Origin of the sequence: Enterococcus sp. DIV1758 (assembly GCF_051711985.1) — a bacterium.
Classification (GTDB): domain Bacteria; phylum Bacillota; class Bacilli; order Lactobacillales; family Enterococcaceae; genus Enterococcus; species Enterococcus faecalis.
In genome coordinates, this window is record NZ_JBIOOA010000001.1 from 1047690 (window position 1) to 1068571 (window position 20882).

The window sequence follows — 20882 nt, forward strand, 5'->3', positions numbered from 1 at the left end:
GAGGGATGGAATGAAGCGTGGCGGGAAATTATGGTGCTTCTTATCAGTGATTTTTATTGCAACATTAATTATTATGATTACTTTCTTTTACGGAGTAACGACGGTCCAAACAATTAAAGAAGTTCGTAAAAACCAAGAGCAAGCACTTTTAGCCGTCGGGGAACAGTTGGCTATTGAACCGAATGTTATTGAAGCCTTAAAGAATGATCACTATTCAGATGAATTGGAAGCGTATACGGTTCGTTTAGGTGAAATCCATCAGTTGGATTTTATCGTGATTATGAATATGCAGGGGATTCGTTTAACACATCCTGATCGCCAAAAAATAGGTAAGCATTTTGAAGGTGGCGATGAAGTGCGAGCATTAAAAGGGGAGGAACATTTGTCTGTTAGTCAAGGGAGTTTAGGAGAATCATTACGAGGTTTTGTCCCAGTCTATGATCAAGGAAAACAAATTGGGGTTGTGGCAATGGGCATTAAAATGACCTCGCTTTCACAATTGATTGAACGAACAAAAAATGATTACACAGTGAGTGTCCTTTTAAGTGTTGGTTTTGGCTTTATATTAGCCATCGTGGTTTCTTATTATTTAAAAAAACAACTTCACGATTTAGAGCCAAGAGAAATTGCTCGTCTATTAGAAGAGCGAAACGCCATGCTTGAGGAAACGAAAGACGCAATCCTTGTGATTGATACCGATCAAAATATTTTATTAGCAAATATTGAGGCGACTAAAATGTATCATAATATAACAAATAGTGAAGAAAATTTACTAGGAAAGAAACTTTCAGCATTGGTTTTATCTCCTGAAAAATTAGTCGTACATTCAAAAACAGAGCAATTCTATCGTCAAAATGGCCAGGATTATTTCGTCTCAATCGCCCCGATTAATGTCCGTAAAAAAACAATTGGGCATGTTATCTTTCTGAAAAATGCGACGGAAACGTTTATTGTCGCAGAACAGCTTGTCAGCACAACGACATATGCTTCGGCATTACAAAGTCAATCACATGAATTTATGAATAAGATGCATGTTATTTATGGCTTAGTCGATTTAGAAGATTATGAGGCGCTAAAACATTATCTGGCCGATTTATTGAAACCAGAAAAGGAATTTGCACAGCGCTTAGCTATTTTGGTCAGGAATCCTATTTTAGCAGGTTTTTTAAGTGGGGAAAGAATCAAGTTTGCAGAAATTAAAACACAATTAGCTATTGAAATTTATCCAGAAATTCCACCAAATAAACGAGATGAAGATACACAAAATTTGATTGCTATCTACCGTTATATTCATCGTTTCCTGATGGAACAACCGTTACCAGAAGAGATCATTGAAACCATTGATTATCAGCCAGGAAGTTTGACGACGACTTATTCGTTTGCTTATCCAAAAGAACAACTGGAACGCTTTGAACAAGAGTTTTTCACTTCTTATTTGGCAAGATTATTAGAGAATGCGGAAGCGACATTGACTTGGGAAAACCAACAAAACAATTGGCTTGTCATTCGCATAAATGTTCATTACGAAGGAGCAGAGGAAAATGAACCTATTGATTATTGAAGACGATCCTATGGTTGCATATATACATCAAAAATATCTTGAAAAATTTATTCACCAACCTACTATTTTTACGGTTGCAACAATTGCTGAAGGTCTACAACTAACGAAAGAAAAACAACCAGCACTTGTTTTATTAGATGTTCATTTAAAAGATGGCAATGGCTTGACCTATCTGGCAACAATTAGAGATGAAAAAATTGACACAGAAGTTATCCTGATTACGGCTGCCAACGAGTTGGAAAATGTTAAACGAAGCTTACATTTAGGCGTTTTAGACTATTTAGTTAAACCCTTCTCTTTTGAACGATTTCAACAAAGTATCGAAAACTATCAGAAAAAAGCTGCTCAATTCACGCTGGAAACGGAGGAGCTTTCGCAAACAAAAGTGGACCAATTGTTTCATTCTTCACAGACAAACGCACGTAAAAATGAACAAGATCTTCAAAACCTATCCTTAGAAAAAGGACTAACACAAGCAACATTACAACTATTGTTAAAAAAAATAGACGAATTTACCGACTATTTTACGATTCAAGAATTATCAGAAGCGAGTCAGCTTTCACATGTTTCTGTTCGCAAATATGTGTTGTTTCTAGAAAAAAATAACCTTTTAGAAAGTAAAAATAGCTATTTAAAAGTGGGGCGTCCCTATCAATCGTATCGGAGAATTTAGTATTTTTTATTTTTTAGTAAATAAAAAAGTAATTGAAAAGAGGCGAAATACAGCGGATACTCCTTTTTATTCTCATTTAAAGAACTTAATTGAGAATGGAAAAGAGGATATTACTTGTTATTTTTTGAGAATATATGATATTCTTTATTATGTAAGAAATAATATTATATGGGAGGAACGAGCGATGAAAGTTATTGTTTTAGGATCATCACATGGAGGTTATGAAGCGGTAGAGGAATTACTAAATCTTCATCCTGATGCAGAAATTCAATGGTATGAGAAAGGTGATTTTATCTCATTCTTGTCTTGTGGCATGCAGTTGTACCTAGAAGGAAAAGTGAAAGATGTTAATTCTGTTCGCTATATGACTGGCGAAAAAATGGAGAGTCGTGGTGTGAATGTCTTTTCTAATACTGAAATTACAGCGATTCAACCAAAAGAACATCAAGTGACAGTGAAAGATTTAGTGTCAGGTGAAGAACGTGTTGAAAATTATGATAAATTAATCATCAGTCCCGGAGCTGTCCCATTTGAATTAGATATTCCAGGTAAAGATTTGGATAATATTTACTTGATGCGTGGTCGTCAATGGGCCATTAAATTAAAACAAAAAACAGTAGATCCAGAAGTCAATAATGTGGTTGTGATTGGTAGTGGTTATATTGGGATTGAAGCTGCCGAAGCATTTGCAAAAGCCGGTAAAAAGGTTACTGTTATTGACATTTTAGATCGTCCATTAGGGGTATATCTAGATAAAGAATTTACAGATGTTTTAACAGAAGAGATGGAAGCTAATAATATTACCATTGCAACTGGTGAAACAGTTGAACGTTACGAAGGCGACGGTCGTGTGCAAAAAGTCGTTACAGATAAAAATGCGTACGATGCTGATTTGGTCGTTGTAGCGGTTGGCGTCCGTCCAAACACTGCTTGGTTAAAAGGTACCTTAGAATTACATCCGAATGGCCTAATCAAGACGGATGAATACATGCGGACAAGTGAGCCAGATGTATTTGCAGTAGGGGATGCTACGTTAATTAAATACAATCCTGCAGACACAGAAGTAAATATTGCCTTAGCAACGAATGCTCGTAAACAAGGTCGCTTTGCTGTGAAAAACCTAGAGGAACCAGTTAAACCTTTCCCTGGTGTTCAAGGATCTTCTGGCTTGGCCGTCTTTGATTATAAATTTGCTTCAACAGGGATTAACGAAGTCATGGCTCAAAAATTAGGAAAAGAAACAAAAGCGGTGACAGTAGTAGAAGACTACTTGATGGACTTTAATCCAGACAAACAAAAAGCTTGGTTTAAATTAGTGTATGATCCTGAAACAACACAAATTTTAGGCGCTCAATTAATGTCAAAAGCAGATTTAACTGCAAACATTAATGCTATTTCATTAGCGATTCAAGCCAAAATGACGATTGAAGACTTAGCCTATGCGGATTTCTTCTTCCAACCAGCGTTTGACAAACCTTGGAATATTATTAATACAGCGGCTTTAGAAGCGGTAAAACAAGAACGTTAATAAAACCAGACAAGAACGATGCTGAAAATAGTATCGTTCTTTTTGTATATTTTCAAAAAAATAACAACGCACTTTTACTTTTTTTCTAAAACAAAGAATTTTTTTACTCTTACTAAAATTTCAAAATGATGTAAAAATAAAAGCAGGTCGCAAGTGACCAAGAAATTTTAGGAGGAATTTTAGAATGAAAAAACAAATTATAGCAAGTGTTGCATTAAGTGCACTAGCAATAAGTATTGCGGGACAAGCAGTTTATGCAAATGAAGCAAACTTACAAGACACGCAAGCTGATGTAACTTTAAAAGCAGGTTCTGGGAAAGATGTCAAACCTGTCGTTGATCCAACAGGCGATACAGATGAAAATCCAGCTACGGGCGCAGAAGGCGCGTTATCAATCCCATACGCTTCAAGTATTAGCTTTGGTGAACAAGAAATCCAACAAGGGGATGCCACTTACTTTGCACAAAATGAAAAACCATTTGTCCAAGTTAATGATACTCGTGGAGGTGCAGAAGGCTGGGCACTATCCGCATCCATATCAGAATTTAAAGGTGTAACAAATCAAAACGTCTTAAAAGGTGCACAATTAACCTTGGCAAATGGTCAAGTAACTACAGAAAGTAACCAATCAGAAGCACCAACAATTGCATCAAATAGTTTAACACTAAATGATTCACTACAACCAGTAATGTCAGCTGAAAAAGGCAAAGGTGCAGGCGCCTGGGCTGCCTTATTCCAAGGGGAAAAAGGTAAAAATGAAAATGTAAAACTTTTTGTACCACGTGCAGGTGTTGAAGCACAAGCCTACACAGCAACGATTACATGGGGTTTATCTGATGCGCCAGCGTAAGACTTTAAAAAGATGGGGAACTTTTATTCCCATCTTTTTTCTTAGTTTAGTTAGCTGGTTGGTTTTGTGGTCTGCACCGGCTTCTGCTGAGGAAAATCAGATTAATTTTGAAGCAGAAGCTATTTTACCAGAAAACCAGCAATCTTCCGTCAGTTATTACGATTTGAAAGTCTCCCCTGGAAGCACACAAGAGTTTAAATTACGCTTGAAAAATGTAAGTGATCAACCGATTAAAGTGCGTGTCGATGCAAATAATGGGCTGACCAATAAAAATGGCGCTTTAGACTATTCGCAACATGGAAAAAAATTATTAGGTAGTCCTACATTTGAAGAATTGATTTCGCCGTCACAAACAGTCGAATTACAAGGAAAAGAAACAAAAGAAGTTTCATTTCAATTAAATGTCCCTAAAAATGGTTTTGAAGGAACGATTTTAGGTGGATTTTATTGTTATGAATTAACAGATGGAAAAGAGAAGGAAATAAAAGGATTTAGTTTAACGAATAAATTTGCTTACACAATCGGAGCAAAACTTGTTGTTGAAAATAAAAAAATGGAACCAGCATTTCAGTTAACAAAGGTGAAACCAGGTTTAGAAAATGGTTATTTAACATTGTTCGCGACAATTGAAAATCTAGAACCAGTTTTAATGAGCCAATTGAAAATGAACGCCTTTGTTACTAAAAAAGGAAAAAGCGAGAAAATTCGTGAGTTATCAAAACAAATTTCTGTGGCACCACGTAGTCAATTTGAACTTCCAATTAGTTGGAATGATGAAGCCTTAAAAAAAGGTTTATATGAGTTGACGATTCAGTTGGAAGATCAAAACAGTAAAAAGTGGACATTGAAAAAAGCGTTTGAAATTAAAGGTGAAGATGAAAAATTGAATGAGGAGGCAGTCAAAGTCACCCGACCTGCTTCGAATATTCTTCTGTATCTTGTGATAGGAAGCTGTATCTTAATTATTTTGGCGTTATTTATTTATATTTTAAAACTACGCCAAAATAAATCATAAATAGGGAGGCTTTAAAATGAAAAAAAGAAGTGGGTATCTTGTGTTCATGCTAGCACTCTTTTTTTTAGCAAGTGCTAATAGTGTACATGCGCAGCAAGTAGATTCAGAAGTAGGTATTACTTTTTATCAGAAAAATTATAAGGATCAGGTAGTGCCTTTTGAAAAAATAACCCCAGTTAATGAAGCCAAACAACCCAATCGAGAAACGATTAACTCTGATAAAGGATTAATCAATCAACTTTTACCCAATACGGGAGAAAAACAGCAATTGGAATTACTAACTATCGGTTTACTTCTTATAAGCATCATCCTGTTTGTAGTGGCTCGAAGACGAAAGAAAGGATGGAAAGCAGATGAATAAGATTGCTAAAACCTCATTCGTTTTTATAATCACGTTGATTGGGTTTGCTTTAGGACCGCAAATTGGTGAAGCAACTGAGTTAGTCAAGAAAATTTCAAATCACACAAAATTGTCTGATTATGGTTACTTTAAGGCCTTGCCAGGTGTCTATACGCCAGCTTCCCATACTTTTGTCATGCAATCTGGGGCAGAAACAGAAGTCATTCCACTTGAAGGCAATGTGAACAGTAGTCAATTAACAGTTGATGAAAATTCTCCTGCAGGGAGTGCCATGATTCGTAATGTGGGATGGTATCAAGGGAAAAAGGTCAGCATTAAAGTTTCACTGTTGAAAAATTTGTCAAATCGAGCGGGGGGAACAATCTTTTTTGAAAAAGAACGTTTCTTAACACTATCTCTCCTTGGAGATGTGAAAGTGACATATGAATTTTTTGACGAAGAAAATCAACCGATACAAGTAACAACAGCAGTAAATACTTATGACTTGAGTAAAAAATACTATTTTGGCGTACAATTTCCTCTTCAATCACTCTATTCATCTAATCCAACCAATATTTTTTCTAGAACATGGAATGATGAAAGTGGTGGTTATTGGGTAACTTATCATAACGAAACGGAAACCGATGCCATCAATAGTCAAAAGCAACAGCTACAAATTTTAACTCGACCAAAAGAAAAATTAACCTTTATTTATCGAAATTGGAATAACAATCAGCCATTAGAAATTCCTTATCGTACAGACTTTGTGGCAAAACCTGAGTTTGGCGGGGCCTTAGCAAATTCTTTAACGTTAGAGAAGCCGCAACCTGTTAGTGAATTAAAGGCCCAACAAATCATGCCGAATGTTGAAGAGGATCGTAAATTAAGTAATTTAGAAGTACGTTTTAACTTAACAAATCTCTTGCAATTACAGCAATACGAGCCAGGTAATATCAACATTCAAAACTTTAATGGTGAAGATGTAACGGCTTTGTTCTCACAAGAGATGCAAGGCGAAGAATTAGTATTGACTGCCTTACAACCACAAGATAGCCGGTTAACTGCCACGACTTTACTTTATACAGTCGCCGTGAAATGGCGTGAAGTTGCCCCAGCAGTAGATAATCGTTTCATTGATACAGAAGGAAATCTGACATTACCTTATACAATCCAAACAAAGGCCACCAATAGAGATAAAGTGTTTAATCAAGCGACCGAAGGCATGTTGAAAGTGAATTATAACAGCAAAGTGAATCTTCTTTTTGTCGACGAAAATAATCAACCATTGAAAGAGCCAATGAGTCAGCCAGGTATTTTAACACAAGCATTTGATGTATCATCTGAGTATCCTGAAATCCCTGGATATTATCCAGTTAAAAATCCAGTGGAACAAGATCAAGGAACGTTTAAACAAGAAGAACAAACAATCGTTCATCGGTATCGTAAAAATTTGGAATTTCAATTGAAAAATTCAGGAGAGGCAATACCGGTTTCTCGCTTTACTAAAGAAGCTGAGGTGGCGTATTCTTTAAAACACGAAGCAGGAAAAACGATTCGCGTAATGGCACGTTTCGGTGGAGAGGAACAATTAGTAAAAGAGTATCCAACAGCACCAGAGACTGTTGACGATCAAGTGAAAATGAAGATACCAGATAATTGGCTTGACCAAGAAGTTGAATTTTACGCAATGAATGAAACTGGACAAGTTTCAAATAATGAAAAAAAGATAGTCAGTCTGGAAAAGGGGCCGCAATTAAAATTACCTGACGTTCTTTCTTTTGGACAACAAGAAATCCCTGTAAAAGATAGCTATGTCAAGTTGCCACAAGAAGCAGAACTGGCTATCACTGATGAAAGCCAGTTAGATAAAAGTCAATGGAAAGTCAAAGTTAAAATGCAACAAATGATGAAAAATCAAAATAATCAAACATTGTCAAAAGGTTTAAGCTTTATTAAAGAGGGCAAACGGACACCGATTAATGACGTCGAACAAACTATTGCTAGTGGCAGTGGAAGTCAAATGTTGAATTTAGCAAATACATTTGAATTAACTTTAGTTCCAAGCGATGTCGCGGGTAGCTATCAAGGTCAATTAGTTTGGAACTTAGAAGATGCCCCTATTTAAACCTAGATAAAATTTCCATTAAACATAACTTAATAATTGAATCAATTGAAATCAAGCACAGGTGCTAAGGAACTTCTTTAGCACCTGTTTTTTTGGGGGCAAAAATTTACCTCTTGCAAAAAGAAAGTCGTATAATTAATATGACTAAGTTATTTATAAAAATTTAGAAATACAGGAGGTTGATAAAGTGCATACATTTTTAACGAAATCTTCTCAAAAGAAAATTCGTCTATTTAACTATCTCTTAGAAAAAAACAAGTGGCGAACCATTGCAGATTTAAAAGACTTACTGAATGTTTCTTCAAAATCTATTCTATTGTATGTAGAAGAATTATCAGACATTTTTAAATAATTTAATGGGAAAATTGTACTGAAAAATGAAAATAATCAACGATTTTATATGTATAAAGATGCTAATTTTCCTATCTATAATGTTTACTTGCATTACTATCGTCAATCTTATAATTTCAATTTGATTGATTATATGTACAAATACCCAGACAGAAATTTATAAGACTATGCAGATGCGCAATTTACAAGTGTTTCGACTGTTTTTCGGTATGCCAAATTATTAGTAAAATATTTTAAAAGATATCAAATGACCTTTCATACGTTCTCTTTAGAACTAGAGAATCAAGAAAGCATGAGTCGTTCTTTTTATTATTATTTTTATTGGCAATCTTCACGTACAGGTGACTGGCCATTTACGATTTCTGAAAAGTTGATTGAACAATATATTGAACAATTTGAAGAGGTATACGATATTGAATTGTTACGTTTGCCGAAACGAATTTTTTCTTATTGGCTAGCAATTGTATTAGAACGTGCACCACAAAAAAGAGTGGAACTTTTAGATGAAATTAAACAGGTAGCTGATTCTGATAAAGCTTTTCCTTTAGTAAAAATGTGGCTGAAGAAGTGTAACTTATCGCTGCCTGAAGAAGAGATCTATTTTATATATCGAATTATCTACTCGTTTGGAGTGATTGATGGTAATCCTCGCTATGAAGTTAGTCATACATTAGCACATAAATTGCATCATACTACGTCTTACCAAGCTGTATTGCTATTAAATAACCTCACGCAAAAAGACTATCAATTTCAATTGGATTTGTCAGATTCTGAATTAATTTTTAACTTTGTGGCATTCCACGAGCGAAGTCAATTCTTTTTCGGTAATACTGATTTATTTTTCAATCAGTCTTATATTAATGAAATTAAAAGACAAAATACGGAAATAGCCCAACTGATGGAGAACTTTCATCGAGATTTGCAAGAGCAGGCAACAAAAGAGGTCAAAGAAATTTTAAAAAATTGGGAACAACTTTTCTTAAACTATTACTATGTTTTAGATTATTATGATTTATTGTTAAAGAAATTGACGCCCATTAAGATTTTAATTGCAGACGATTTACATCATACTCATCGATTATGGTTGATGAATAAAATAAAAAATTATTTTGGTAAAGCTTATCCCTTGGCTTTTTATGATTATGAAGTAGATGCATCTGAAGTCGATTTAGTGATTTCTAACTATTATTTTGATACAAAAGGAACGACTTTACTACTGATGAAAAATATACCAACAGAACGCAACTGGCGGAATTTAGAGAAAATTCTTTATAAAATAACCCACTGCAATGATAAATAAAGCTACTTTTTTGCGAGCTTTACATTTTAAATTAATAACATATCGACTACTATTAATTTTGTTTACTTACAAAAGCAACATTGGCTAACAGAAAATTTTAGTCAGTTTAGAAACAGCGCTGAAGGATAATTGCCGGCGCTGTTTCTTTTATTTTTTTTCCAAATAGCGGATTTTTTTACACTAAAAAATGATTATTTTTCTTGCTATGCTAGTAATTGAAAGTATAGAAAGGAGCGGGTAGTAATGGTTGCATTTGGCATGGTAGTAATTAGTGTTAAATTAATAGGGATTGGCTTGTTTTGCTATTACGAACTAAAGGCTGAAAAAAATTGTAGTTAAGGAGTGTTGCTAATGCAATTAGAAAATATTTCAAAAAACATTAATAAAAAAGAAATTCTAACAAATATTTCAATTACTGTAGAACCAGGTGAAATTGTCGGTTTAATTGGTCCAAATGGTGCAGGTAAAACGACTACAATGAAAATCATGGGTGGGTTAATGGTTAATTTTCAAGGTAAAGTCGTTGGACAAGAACGGATTGGTGTTTTAATTGATGGACCTAAATATTTTCCAAATAGAACAGCAAGAGAAAATCTTAATTATTTTCGTGCTCTTTCAAAAGAGAGTTATTCAGTTGATTATGTAGAATCACTATTTGATATGAAAAATTACGGGAAAAAGAAAGTCAAAGATTTTTCTTTAGGTATGAAGCAGCGCTTAGGAATGGCGTTAGCTTTAATTAACAAAAATGAGCTGCTTATTTTAGATGAACCAATGAACGGTTTAGATCCAGATGGCGTACAAGCGACCATTCAGACACTAAAGCACTTAGCAAAAGAGTTACATATAGGGATTGTCATTTCCAGTCATATTTTAGGGGATCTAGATAAGTTGTGCGATCGAGCGTATTTTATTAAAAATGGAGCAATTATTCAAACAGTCACTTTAGGAAAAGAAGTATCAGTCTATCAATTTACCTTTGATGAAGAAAACGAAGACAAAGTGAGTGAAATTAGTGCTCTTTTTGATGGCGTAGAACAAAGACATCCTCTTTGGTTAATTTCGGAAGCAGATTATCCGTTGTTCTTGAAAGAGTTGGTTTTAAACGACATCATTCCATTAGAAATGAAAAAACATGCACTAAATTTAGAAGATGTTTATTTTTCATTAGTAGAAGGGGAGTAAGAGATGAAAGTAAAAGCTGTGTTAAAACAAGATATTCAGCGCAGAATTTTTTGGTTTTCTGGAAACTACCTCATTATGTTTGCCATTTTAGGGTTAGTTCCACCATTTTTAAATTATTTTTTTGGCAATATGTTTGATGTAAATGATTATATCAGTGCGATGAATTTTATTAACAGCTTGCTATTACCGATTTTAGTAGTGTCCTTTGTTGTTGACGATCAAGGCTCACGAATTAGTGATTATTATTTTAAAACGAGGCAAGGTCGGCATCTTTATTTGTTCTCGCTATTGATTTGTGGACTATGTTTGGGCTTGTCAGCAGGATTTTTATTAATCGGTGTTTGTGCTCTTTTAAGCATGGTTCTTTCAGTAGCTGTTTCATGGAAAGTGTTGACTGTCCTATTAGCTTCTTATATATTGTTGCCGTTATTCTACTTAGTTTTAGGTATAACAATGTATTTATTCTTTCATATACAGGGAGTGACTTTAACGATCTTTAATTTAGTTTTTGTGATGATTGTTCCTATTTTAATAAATATTGGAGCATCAACCATCGGATTGGGCATTCTTTTGCAGTCTCCTTTTTACATTTTAACATTTTTAGGAATGGGTTCAGGAACGATGAATGAATTATTTTATTGTTTAGTAAGCATACTAGTGTTATACGGAATAAATCATTGGAAAATACTACGAATTGATTTTTGAGTAAGGATAGTTCGATTTAAGATTTTAAAAGCATGTATCAGACGTATTTTATTGTCTGATACATGCTTTTACTTAGTTATTCAATTGATTTTTCAACTCTTGTTGGACACGAGTTAATTCTTGTTCATCCACACGTTGGTAGGAAACACCATCTTGCATAAAACCAGTACCTTGAAGTTGGTCTTGTTTCACTTTACCAAAGGCACTGCGATAATCTAAGGCAATTTTTTTCATGTCATCAAAACTTAAATCTGTCTTCATATTATCAGAAACAGCTGTTAAAATTTCTTGATAGTTGCTTACGCTGTTAAGACTTAAGACTTTTTGGACGATGCCTTCAATCACTTTTCTTTGACGTTCTTGGCGGCCGTAGTCACCATTAGGATCTTCGTAACGCATTCTTGAATAGGAGAGTGCTTGTTCACCATCTAATGAAATTTTACCAATCGTAAAATCATATCCGTCTTGAGAAAAAGTCAGATTATTGTTCACTTCGATTCCGCCAACCGCGTTGACTAATTCTTTTAAACCAGCCATATTAATTGAAACATAATGATTAATAGGTATATTTAAATAGTTTTCAACTGTGTCCATTGCTAAAGATGCGCCACCAAAAGCATAGGCGTGATTCAATTTATCTTGTTTTCCTTGACCTGGAATATCAACATAGGTATCGCGAGCAAGACTGACTAAGGTTGTTTGCTTGTCACGAGGATTAACTGTTGCAACAATTGTTGTATCCGAACGACCTTGCTCGACACGCCCATCATCGCCTGTATCAATCCCTAATAATAAAACAGAAAAAGGCTCCTTATTGTTTAAATTGACCTGACTTTTTTTAGATCGTTCTACTGTTTCATAGGTTTTATCCATTGATTTAGAAACATCCCAATAAAGTTTTGCTCCCATTCCAACAACTGCAAGAAATAGAACCAAGATAATTCCAAAGATAATGGCAAAAATTTTCTTCCCTTTTGACATATTTTTCCTCCAATAATTTATCACAGGTTGTGATTTTTTTCTTATAGGTTAATCTTACTAATTTTTAGTGAAGAAGTATATAATAATTGTTGAAAGACTATAAAACTTTAAGGTATTTTGCATTATTTTTGCTTAATCTTTTGAAATATCTCAATTCTATTAAAATATGCGAATTAGTATATTACACGTTTTCAAGGTGTTTCATTGTTGATTAATTAGAATTTTAGTGGTATTTTTGTATTTGTAATTAGTACAGATTTTAATTGGAGGTATAACAGTGAGTAAAAAAGGATCAGATATCATAGTAGAAAGTTTAATCAATCACGAAGTGCCCTATATTTTTGGGATTCCCGGTGCAAAAATTGATGGGGTTTTTGATGCATTAGTTGACAAAGGTCCAGAATTAATTTTAGCTCGACATGAACAAAACGCTGCCTTTATGGCACAAGGGATTGGTCGTTTGACGGGAGAGCCTGGCTTAGTTATTGCAACTAGTGGACCTGGTGCCAGCAATTTAGCAACTGGGTTAGTAACTGCGACTGCAGAAGGGGACCCTGTTTTAGCATTGGCTGGACAGGTGAAACGGTCCGATTTGTCAAAATTAACTCACCAAAGCATGAATAATGCTGCATTATTTAGTCCAATAACAAAATTCAGTACAGAAATTCAAGATCCAGAAACATTATCTGAAAATATTGCCAATGCTTACCGTATCGCCAAAACAGCGAAAAAAGGCGCAACATTCTTATCGATCCCACAAGATGTCACAGATAGTCCGGTGACAGGCGAAGCAATTAAGCCTTTGTCGGCGCCGAAACTGGGCCATGCATCAGCAGAAACAATCGCAGCTTTAGCTGAACGAATCAAGCAAGCGAAATTACCTGTTTTACTTTTAGGAATGCGGGCCTCTGCACGAAAAGTTACCGCAGCCATTCGTGAATTGGTTGCTATAACTGGTTTGCCAGTCGTGGAAACGTTCCAAGGAGCAGGAATTATTTCAAAAGAATTAGAAGAACATTTCTTTGGGCGTGTTGGTTTATTTCGAAACCAACCTGGGGACCGTTTGTTAAAAAGAAGTGATTTAGTGATTGCGATTGGTTATGACCCCATTGAATATGAAGCACGTAATTGGAACGCAGAAAAAGATGCGCGCGTTATTGTTATTGATGAAGTTCAAATGGAAATTGATCAATATATGCAACCGGAAGAAGAGCTAATTGGTGATATGTCTAAAAATATTTTGAAATTATCAGAAGCATTTAGTGAACCAATATTAACAGAAGATGCGCAAGATTATTTAGAAACGCTTCAAGAAAAATTAACGATTAAAGAAGTAAAAACAAGTACAATTGAAAATCGATTACATCCATTAGAAATTGTTCAAACGCTTCAAGAAAAAACCACGAATGAAATGACAGTTACTGTTGACGTAGGGAGTCACTACATTTGGATGGCTCGCCACTTTAGAAGTTATGAACCGCGTCATTTATTATTTAGTAACGGTATGCAAACATTAGGTGTCGCTTTGCCTTGGGCAATCTCGGCTGCGCTGGTTCGTCCGAATACACAAATTATCTCTGTTTCTGGGGACGGCGGTTTCCTATTTTCGGCGCAAGAATTAGAAACAGCGGTTCGTTTAAAGCAAAATATCGTGCATATTATTTGGAATGATGGTAGTTATGATATGGTTAAATTCCAAGAAGAAATGAAATATAATCGATCCTCTGGCGTAGATTTTGGTCCAGTTGATTTTGTGAAGTATGCTGAAGCTTTTGGAGCCAAAGGGGTTCGAGTTCATTCACAAGCAGAATTTGCCGCAGCTTTAGAAGAAGGAATGCAAACAGAAGGCCCAGTGATTATTGATGTTCCTGTGGATTATTCAGATAATCAAGAATTAGGTAAAACATTGTTACCAGATCAACTTTATTAGGAGATGGAAAAATGAGAGAACAATATGTTTATCAACATGGTACGCTAGGCGGTTTAATGGAAAGTTTGATGGCAGGAACGGCAGAAATTGGTACGTTACTCACGCAAGGTGATTTTGGAATTGGGACATTAGAAGGCTCAAATGGCGAAATTATTTTATTGGACGGTATATTGTATCATGCGAATCAAACTGGCGAAATTACTATTTTAGAAGGCGAAGAATTAACGCCATATGCCGCAGTTACTCGTTTTCAAGAAGATGGCGCATTCCCTGTATCAACGGAAACCGATGAAAATATTAAAGCACAAATTTTAGAAAAAATTAGTCCTAATTTTTTTGCGGCAATTAAAATTAGCGGTCTTTTTGCGAAGATGCATGTCCGTGTGGCACCTAAACAAGAAAAACCATATCCACCATTTGTAGAAGCAGCACGCAATCAACCTGAATTTACAGCGGAGAATATTCAGGGAACAGTTGTAGGGTTCTTTACACCTAAATTATTTCATGGTGCTTCTGCTGCAGGATTTCATTTGCACTTTATCAGTGAGGATCACCAATTTGGTGGGCACATTCTTGATTTTGGCATTAAACAAGGGACTGTTTCTTGGATGGAAGCAGCAGAATTGCGGCAGCATTTTCCAGTTCATGATGCTGATTATCGGAATAAAGAAATTGATATTGCAAAAGCTTTGTCTGCAATTGAAGAAGCGGAATAACTGAATAACAAGGCACATTTCTCCACGCCCATTCAAGTTGACCTAGTTAGTCAACTTGAATGGGCTTATTGCTGTTCGTCGCTTTTTGTTGTTATTTTTCAAAAAAAAATAGTATCCTTTTTATAATAAGCAAATAACAATTGGAAAGGATGGCGTAATGGACAAACTTTATAGAAGTTGGCAATTATCTGGTTGGCTCTATCATGATATTTTTGTCATCATTGTAGCAATTATTTTTATAGTAATTAGTGGTATTTTGGTTATTTCCTTAATAAGAAGGCGGAGTACAAGGAGACTGGTTCCCTATGCGTTAATTTTGTTGGTTTATCTTGCAGTGGTACATTTTGCTGGTTTAATCTTTTTCGGAATGTTTCGTTCAGTAACGATTGAAGAGAAAAGTGCGACGTTTTATTCTGAAAAAACGAAAGGCTTAACTTCAATTGAGCGAATGATTATCCCAAATGGACGAACGAATGGCATTAGCACCAGTAACTCATTGTTCCAAGTGATTTCTGTTAATAGTCAGACGGGCGAACGAATGTGGAGTAAACGTTTAGGCTGGCGTGATTATTTAATTGGTCAAACGGATCAATATGTGGTTTTGAATAATGCTGATAACGAGGCCATTTACTTACTCGATACAAAAACAGGGAAAAAACAGTTTTCCGAAGCGTATTTAGTGAAGAAATTCCCTGAATTAAAAGACTATTTAAGCTCTGATTTCGTTGATTATCGTTTTATGGATAATCGCTATCTCTATATTTATGGATTAAACAATCGATATTATCAATTAGATTTGAAAAATTGGCAGTTAAAACAAGACCCAACTTTCAAAGAAGTCTTTCAAACACAAGAAGCGCCTAAATGGACGGTAGATTCAAATGAGAGTCAAATTGGTCAAGAGCTGTCATCGGAAGAGCGAACAACAGTGCAAGGAAAACTAGAAGAGCAACTAATAGCACCAGTTTTACTAGGCAAGAAAGATGAAGCAAATTATTATGTTCTGTCATACAAGAAAAGACAAAGTATTCAAGCGATAGTTGGCTTATACAATTGGCAGAAAAAAACATACGAGTGGCAAACACCGTTGCTTTTAACTAAAGAAAATGTACCTATTGAAGCTTTTCAAGTAGAGGATGCGTTGTTCATTAAAGTCCCGCGTTATTTATACAAAATTAATTTGAATAATGGCAACCAAGAGTATCAGTTTGATTACCGCTGGGGCCAAGTGATTCGTTAAACGAAAAGCGGGAAAGTATGTTTAGACGAATAGAAGGAGCAAATAGTCCTTATGATATAAAGAAACGCTTAGAAGAGTAGTGATTTCGCTAGTTTTCTAAGCGTTTCTTTATTTTATGCAGGTCCAGAGATTAAATTCCAGATAATCGAACCTGTATATGCGCCAGGAAATAATTGTGAAACAGGGGTTTGAATTGCAAGAGAAATATCGGTCATGCGGCCACTCCACATGCCTTGTCCTTTTCTGTCACCAGCGTTACTCATTAAAGTCGCACCGTTACCGATAATAATTGGGTTGGTCGGGAAGTCGGGTGCAGCAGGATCTTCTGAAAAATCCAGTCCATACATTGTATTTGTCATAAAGAAACGCCTTAACGTTTTGTCATAGCGGGCATAGCCGCCTGTTAATTGAAACGTAATGATGCCTAGTAAAGAATGAGCTTCGTTTCGCATGTGTGGGATTTCAGCAGTGACATGCCAACCAGTTAAGGCTCCGCGAACATCCCCCATCCCGAAGTGTCTCATTGTATGAGTATTACCTTCAGAAGGTCGTATAGGAACTGCTGTTAAATCACCAGAAATCGCTTGGGTTTCAAAAGTAAATTCTTTCGGAATGAAGAGCAAGTCAAAACTAGTGTTAGGATTTTCTAAATCAGGATCAACGGTATCGTCAACCGATTCATCGCCAGGCAGCCCTCCAAGTTCTAGCTCAACTGAAACAGGCGTTTTTCCAGAACGAGTGGCAAAAGAAACCGATGGGTCAAAAGTAAAGAGACTGAATACTAGAAACAAGACTGTCATTGATTGATAAGTGAGTAGATTTTTTTTATTCAAGAAAGTTCCTCCTTTAGGTGCTGATAATATAAGTATACGCAAAAAGAGCTGTTTTTATTTATCAGTAATTTACAGGGAATTCGAAAATATTGAGACAAATAGTTTTTAATATTAGTTGAGAAAGGTGAGTCGACAATTTTTACTTGTTGATTCTGTCTTTTTTGAGCACCATTCGTTATATCAAGCATGCTAAAATATAAAAGAAATCATCAGGTATCACTAATGAAAAGGGAGAGGAGGAGAAAACTTTGAGTAAGTGTTTAGGGTTGTTGATGATTTTATTTGTATTATCTGGCTGTTCAGGAAGTAGGGATTCACAACAGGAAGTCGTTATAGAAAAGTCTGCTAATAATGACAAAGTAAGACAATTTGTCGATCAAAAAAATCCGCATTTAGGAACGCAATTAGAAGCAGAATCTTATACTAAACAGGAAGCGATTGAATTTTTACAAAATGGTTTAGGGATACCAACGAATGACTCGGCGTTTCATTATACGTTTAAGCAGTCAAATAAAGGAAGTTATGTTGTTCAAATTAGATCTGAAAAGAATAGTGTCTCGAAAGAGAATGAATTGTTCGGATATTATCAGGTGTATCAAGATGGTATTATAGTGAAAATGATGGAAAAGGATCAAACGTTCCAAGAAAATTAAGTGATAAATAAAAAAGTTGACAAAAAACACAAACAGTTTTGTTTGTGTTTTTTTGTTTAATGTTCGTGTTTTATTTTTTAATAACCTTTTCCGAAAAAATATACGAACGTTCGGGTTTAAAAACGAACAAAAAGATGAAAATGTGTTGAAATATACGTTTTCCTTGCGTATACTGATGAAGTGAAAAAACGAACGAGGAGTGTACGAATGAACAAGAAAGTTCCTTATTTAATTGTGGCACCGGGACTAGTACTATTATTATTTTTCTTAATGATTCCATTAATTACTAGCATTTTGCCAACCATTTTTACTGATCATGGCTTGACACTAAATCAGTATGTTACTTTTTTTAAAGATGACTATAATGTTTCAATTTTCTGGCGAACGATAAGAGTTTCGTTAATTGTGACGGGGATTTCAATCGTGTTGGGCATTCCAACGGCATACTTTATTGCTGGAGTTTCCAAAAAATGGCGTGGCTTTTTAATGGCTATGACCTTGTTTCCACTATTAACCAACTCAGTTATTCGAAGTTTTGCTTGGATTAACATTTTAGGAAAAAACGGTGTAGTGAATACGTTGTTATTAAAAACAGGCTTAATTGAGCAACCGCTGAATTTATTGTATACAGAATTTGCAATTATTATCGGTTCAGTGTATTTATTTTTACCGACAATGATTATGACCTTAGTTGGGGTTATGGAAAACATTGAAGGAGAAATGCTAGAAGCGGCTGAGACGCTAGGCGCCAATCCAATGACGGCTTTTCGGAAAATTGTTTTACCTTTATCAATTCCAGGCACCATCGTAGGAAGTATATTAGTGTTTACAGGAACTTTAACGGCTTATACGACGCCACAGCTGTTAGGTGGTAACCAAAAAATGATGATGTCGACCTTCTTATATCAAAAGGCTAATACTTTAGGTGATTGGCAATCGGCGAGTGTTCTTGCATTTATTATGATTTTAACAACATTAATTGTGATGAAAGGCCTAGACATGGTCGCTAAGAAAGTAGATCGGAGAGAAGCAAATCATGCGTAAGCAAAAAGGACTATCTGTTATTGCAATTCTAGTTTTTCTGTTTTTATTTTTACCATTATGTTTGATTGTGGTGACTTCTTTTGGAACAGCCGCAGCGATTCAATTTCCGATTAAAGGATTTACTTTAGATTGGTACGCCAAAGCCTTACAATCGGAAACGTTTATGGACAGTTTTAAGTTAAGCTTGTTGATTGGGGTATTAGCGACTGTTTTAGCATTAATAGTAGGGATCCCGGCTTCCTATGCGCTGGCTCGTTATTCCGTTCGCGGGCGCAACTTTATTAAAAGCTTTTTCTTATCCCCAACTGTGATTCCAGGAATTGTGGTCGGGTATACGTTATTTCAATATATTGTTATTAAATTAGGTTTGCCTGTCTTTCAAGGATTATTAATGGGGCATTTTTTAATTAGTTTGCCTTATATTATTCGAGTGGTTGGGTCAAGTATGGAACAACTAGATTATTCAATGGAAGAAGTAGCTTGGACATTAGGTTGTACAAGATTGCGAGCTTTCATTCAAATTGTTTTACCCAATGTGTCTTCGGGAATTTTTGCAGCCTTTATGTTAGCATTTGTCAATTCGTTTAACAATGTTCCTGTATCGATGTTTTTATCAGGTCCCGGTGTGACGATGCTGCCTACTTCTTTATTAAGTTATATGGAATACAATTATGATCCAACTGTTTCAGCAATTTCTGTATTGTTGATGCTACTAACAATGGGCTTAATGTTTTTAATTGAAAAAACGTTGGGACTGGCTTCCATTGCCTAAAACATGGAAGAAGCACGAGATAGAAAGAGGAGAAAATTTTGACTTTTGTAGATTTAAAAGATATTCGCGTCAGCTATGACGGAAAACAAGATATTTTAAAAGATTTAAATATTTCAATGGAAAAAGGAGAGTTAGTTTCTTTATTAGGACCGAGTGGTTGTGGTAAAACGACTACGCTAAGAGTGATTGCTGGATTAATTAAGCCAAACGACGGACAGTTTTTCGTTGACCAAGAAGAACTAACAAAGGTTCCTGTCCATAAAAGAAACTTCGGGATGGTTTTTCAAAGCTATGCGTTATTTCCCCATTTAACGATTGCAGAAAATGTGGCTTTTGGGCTGAAATTACGCAAAGAAAGCAAACAAACCATGGACCAAAAAGTCGCGGAAATGCTAAAAGTATGTGGTTTAGAAAGCTTGGGAGACCGTTATCCAAAACAATTATCTGGTGGTCAAAGACAGCGGGTTGCGCTAGCACGGGCTCTGATTATCGAACCTAAACTATTACTACTAGATGAACCGTTGAGTAATTTAGATGCAAAATTACGTGTGGCAATGCGGATTGAAATCAAACGGATTCAACAACAATTAGGCATTACGACTGTTTTCGTCACACATGACCAAGAAGAGTGCTTTTCTATTTCAGATAAAGTGGCCATTATGAATAATGGCGTGATTGAACAATATGATTCACCAGAAACGATTTATCGTTTGCCTCGTACTAAGTTTGTTGCAGAATTTATCGGTTTTGAAAACTTTTTCTCTGTTGAAAAAATGGAAGCTGGTCATTATCGGACACAAACAGATCAAATAGTGAAAACGACTAATCCTGAACCAAATGTTACAACGACAGTGGCAACGATTCGTCCAGAGGACATCGAGATTGTTTCAGAAGCTGCTACTAATACTGTCGCAGGTACTGTCGCTGTCCGAACATTTTTAGGGAAAAGCTATCAATATGAAGTGGAAACAGCGTTAGGTACATTGCTGGTTAATGGAACAAGTGAACAGTTATATGAAACAAACGAAACCATTCACTTGGCTTTTCCAGCTGAGAAATTAGTTATTTTAGAAAAATAAA

The 20882-nt window shown here is 35.4% G+C and carries 18 protein-coding genes and 1 pseudogene; 17 read left to right on the forward strand and 2 right to left on the reverse strand.

The genetic code is table 11. From position 1 onward, the window contains the following. The first annotated feature begins 10 nt into the window (after window positions 1-10). From IGJ52_RS05280 to IGJ52_RS05325, 10 genes and pseudogenes are all read left to right on the forward strand, one after another. Window positions 11-1561, forward strand: a complete 1551-nt coding sequence (locus IGJ52_RS05280) for a Spo0B domain-containing protein (RefSeq protein ID WP_252654639.1) — start codon at window positions 11-13, stop codon at window positions 1559-1561. Next, window positions 1542-2234, forward strand: coding sequence for a response regulator (locus tag IGJ52_RS05285; RefSeq protein WP_113792476.1), 693 nt, complete (start codon window positions 1542-1544; stop codon window positions 2232-2234). Before IGJ52_RS05280 ends, IGJ52_RS05285 begins: the two co-directional genes overlap by 20 nt. A gap of 184 nt (window positions 2235-2418) precedes the next feature. Beyond that, on the forward strand, window positions 2419-3762 hold the full coding sequence (locus IGJ52_RS05290) for an NADH peroxidase (RefSeq protein WP_002357926.1): 1344 nt from the start codon (window positions 2419-2421) through the stop codon (window positions 3760-3762). A 184-nt stretch (window positions 3763-3946) separates the two neighbouring features. Next, the gene (locus tag IGJ52_RS05295) at window positions 3947-4612 is read left to right on the forward strand and encodes a WxL domain-containing protein (protein WP_002419172.1); all 666 of its coding nucleotides are present in this window, start codon (window positions 3947-3949) and stop codon (window positions 4610-4612) included. Beyond that, the gene (locus IGJ52_RS05300) at window positions 4599-5627 is read left to right on the forward strand and encodes a DUF916 and DUF3324 domain-containing protein (RefSeq protein WP_002419171.1); all 1029 of its coding nucleotides are present in this window, start codon (window positions 4599-4601) and stop codon (window positions 5625-5627) included. The genes IGJ52_RS05295 and IGJ52_RS05300 overlap by 14 nt, the downstream gene beginning before the upstream one ends. A 16-nt stretch (window positions 5628-5643) precedes the next feature. Further along, window positions 5644-5988 carry an LPXTG cell wall anchor domain-containing protein gene (locus IGJ52_RS05305; protein ID WP_002366500.1) on the forward strand — a complete coding sequence of 115 codons (345 nt, stop codon included), beginning with the start codon at window positions 5644-5646 and terminating at the stop codon, window positions 5986-5988. Continuing rightward, the gene (locus tag IGJ52_RS05310) at window positions 5981-8092 is read left to right on the forward strand and encodes a MucBP domain-containing protein (protein ID WP_438791952.1); all 2112 of its coding nucleotides are present in this window, start codon (window positions 5981-5983) and stop codon (window positions 8090-8092) included. The genes IGJ52_RS05305 and IGJ52_RS05310 overlap by 8 nt, the downstream gene beginning before the upstream one ends. A 187-nt stretch (window positions 8093-8279) precedes the next feature. Beyond that, window positions 8280-9743 (forward strand): annotated as a pseudogene (locus IGJ52_RS05315) (helix-turn-helix domain-containing protein). A gap of 351 nt (window positions 9744-10094) precedes the next feature. After that, window positions 10095-10928 (forward strand): ABC transporter ATP-binding protein, encoded by an 834-nt coding sequence (locus IGJ52_RS05320; protein WP_010816444.1) that lies wholly within the window; start codon window positions 10095-10097, stop codon window positions 10926-10928. A 3-nt stretch (window positions 10929-10931) separates the two neighbouring features. Continuing rightward, on the forward strand, window positions 10932-11633 hold the full coding sequence (locus IGJ52_RS05325) for a hypothetical protein (protein WP_016614178.1): 702 nt from the start codon (window positions 10932-10934) through the stop codon (window positions 11631-11633). 72 nt (window positions 11634-11705) lie between these two features. Here the strand turns inward: IGJ52_RS05325 and IGJ52_RS05330 are convergent, their stop codons facing one another. After that, the gene (locus IGJ52_RS05330; protein ID WP_002396082.1) at window positions 11706-12614 is read right to left on the reverse strand and encodes an LCP family glycopolymer transferase; all 909 of its coding nucleotides are present in this window, start codon (window positions 12612-12614) and stop codon (window positions 11706-11708) included. Between the two features lie 277 nt (window positions 12615-12891). On the opposite strand from IGJ52_RS05330, the gene alsS reads away from it, so the two are divergent. From alsS to IGJ52_RS05345, 3 genes are all read left to right on the forward strand, one after another. Beyond that, window positions 12892-14544, forward strand: a complete 1653-nt coding sequence (gene alsS, locus IGJ52_RS05335; RefSeq protein WP_002357923.1) for an acetolactate synthase AlsS — start codon at window positions 12892-12894, stop codon at window positions 14542-14544. An 11-nt stretch (window positions 14545-14555) separates the two neighbouring features. Then, window positions 14556-15260, forward strand: a complete 705-nt coding sequence (gene budA, locus IGJ52_RS05340) for an acetolactate decarboxylase (RefSeq protein ID WP_438791953.1) — start codon at window positions 14556-14558, stop codon at window positions 15258-15260. Between the two features lie 157 nt (window positions 15261-15417). Continuing rightward, a complete protein-coding gene (locus IGJ52_RS05345; protein ID WP_438791954.1) occupies window positions 15418-16500 on the forward strand; it encodes a PA2928 family protein in 1083 nt (360 codons plus the stop codon). Between the two features lie 113 nt (window positions 16501-16613). Here IGJ52_RS05345 and IGJ52_RS05350 read toward each other — a convergent pair whose 3' ends face one another. Next, on the reverse strand, window positions 16614-17375 hold the full coding sequence (locus IGJ52_RS05350) for a WxL domain-containing protein (RefSeq protein ID WP_025187497.1): 762 nt from the start codon (window positions 17373-17375) through the stop codon (window positions 16614-16616). Between the two features lie 230 nt (window positions 17376-17605). Here IGJ52_RS05350 and IGJ52_RS05355 point away from each other — a divergent pair, with 230 nt between their 5' ends. The 4 genes from IGJ52_RS05355 (at window position 17606) to IGJ52_RS05370 (ending at window position 20881) form a co-directional block, all read left to right on the forward strand. After that, entirely contained in the window at window positions 17606-17986 is a 381-nt protein-coding gene (locus tag IGJ52_RS05355; protein ID WP_002382188.1) for a hypothetical protein, read from the forward strand. 207 nt (window positions 17987-18193) lie between these two features. Then, window positions 18194-19030 carry an ABC transporter permease gene (locus IGJ52_RS05360; protein WP_002382189.1) on the forward strand — a complete coding sequence of 279 codons (837 nt, stop codon included), beginning with the start codon at window positions 18194-18196 and terminating at the stop codon, window positions 19028-19030. Beyond that, a complete protein-coding gene (locus tag IGJ52_RS05365; protein WP_002357916.1) occupies window positions 19023-19802 on the forward strand; it encodes an ABC transporter permease in 780 nt (259 codons plus the stop codon). Before IGJ52_RS05360 ends, IGJ52_RS05365 begins: the two co-directional genes overlap by 8 nt. Before the next feature lie 38 nt (window positions 19803-19840). Further along, window positions 19841-20881: an ABC transporter ATP-binding protein gene (locus IGJ52_RS05370; protein ID WP_002382190.1), complete on the forward strand. Its 1041-nt coding sequence runs from the start codon at window positions 19841-19843 to the stop codon at window positions 20879-20881. Window position 20882 lies beyond the last annotated feature (1 nt).

Excerpts from the sequence above, each read along its gene's own strand:
- budA (WP_438791953.1), top strand. The coding sequence starts at position 14,556 with ATGAGAGAACAATATGTTTATCAACATGGTACGCTAGGCGGTTTAATG.
- IGJ52_RS05305 (WP_002366500.1), top strand. The coding sequence starts at position 5,644 with ATGAAAAAAAGAAGTGGGTATCTTGTGTTCATGCTAGCACTCTTTTTT.
- IGJ52_RS05320 (WP_010816444.1), top strand. The coding sequence starts at position 10,095 with ATGCAATTAGAAAATATTTCAAAAAACATTAATAAAAAAGAAATTCTA.
- IGJ52_RS05290 (WP_002357926.1), top strand. The coding sequence starts at position 2,419 with ATGAAAGTTATTGTTTTAGGATCATCACATGGAGGTTATGAAGCGGTA.
- IGJ52_RS05300 (WP_002419171.1), top strand. The coding sequence starts at position 4,599 with ATGCGCCAGCGTAAGACTTTAAAAAGATGGGGAACTTTTATTCCCATC.
- IGJ52_RS05310 (WP_438791952.1), top strand. The coding sequence starts at position 5,981 with ATGAATAAGATTGCTAAAACCTCATTCGTTTTTATAATCACGTTGATT.
- IGJ52_RS05280 (WP_252654639.1), top strand. The coding sequence starts at position 11 with ATGAAGCGTGGCGGGAAATTATGGTGCTTCTTATCAGTGATTTTTATT.
- IGJ52_RS05295 (WP_002419172.1), top strand. The coding sequence starts at position 3,947 with ATGAAAAAACAAATTATAGCAAGTGTTGCATTAAGTGCACTAGCAATA.
- IGJ52_RS05360 (WP_002382189.1), top strand. The coding sequence starts at position 18,194 with ATGAACAAGAAAGTTCCTTATTTAATTGTGGCACCGGGACTAGTACTA.
- IGJ52_RS05365 (WP_002357916.1), top strand. The coding sequence starts at position 19,023 with ATGCGTAAGCAAAAAGGACTATCTGTTATTGCAATTCTAGTTTTTCTG.
- IGJ52_RS05285 (WP_113792476.1), top strand. The coding sequence starts at position 1,542 with ATGAACCTATTGATTATTGAAGACGATCCTATGGTTGCATATATACAT.
- IGJ52_RS05330 (WP_002396082.1), bottom strand. The coding sequence starts at position 12,614 with ATGTCAAAAGGGAAGAAAATTTTTGCCATTATCTTTGGAATTATCTTG.
- IGJ52_RS05325 (WP_016614178.1), top strand. The coding sequence starts at position 10,932 with ATGAAAGTAAAAGCTGTGTTAAAACAAGATATTCAGCGCAGAATTTTT.
- IGJ52_RS05355 (WP_002382188.1), top strand. The coding sequence starts at position 17,606 with ATGATTTTATTTGTATTATCTGGCTGTTCAGGAAGTAGGGATTCACAA.
- IGJ52_RS05345 (WP_438791954.1), top strand. The coding sequence starts at position 15,418 with ATGGACAAACTTTATAGAAGTTGGCAATTATCTGGTTGGCTCTATCAT.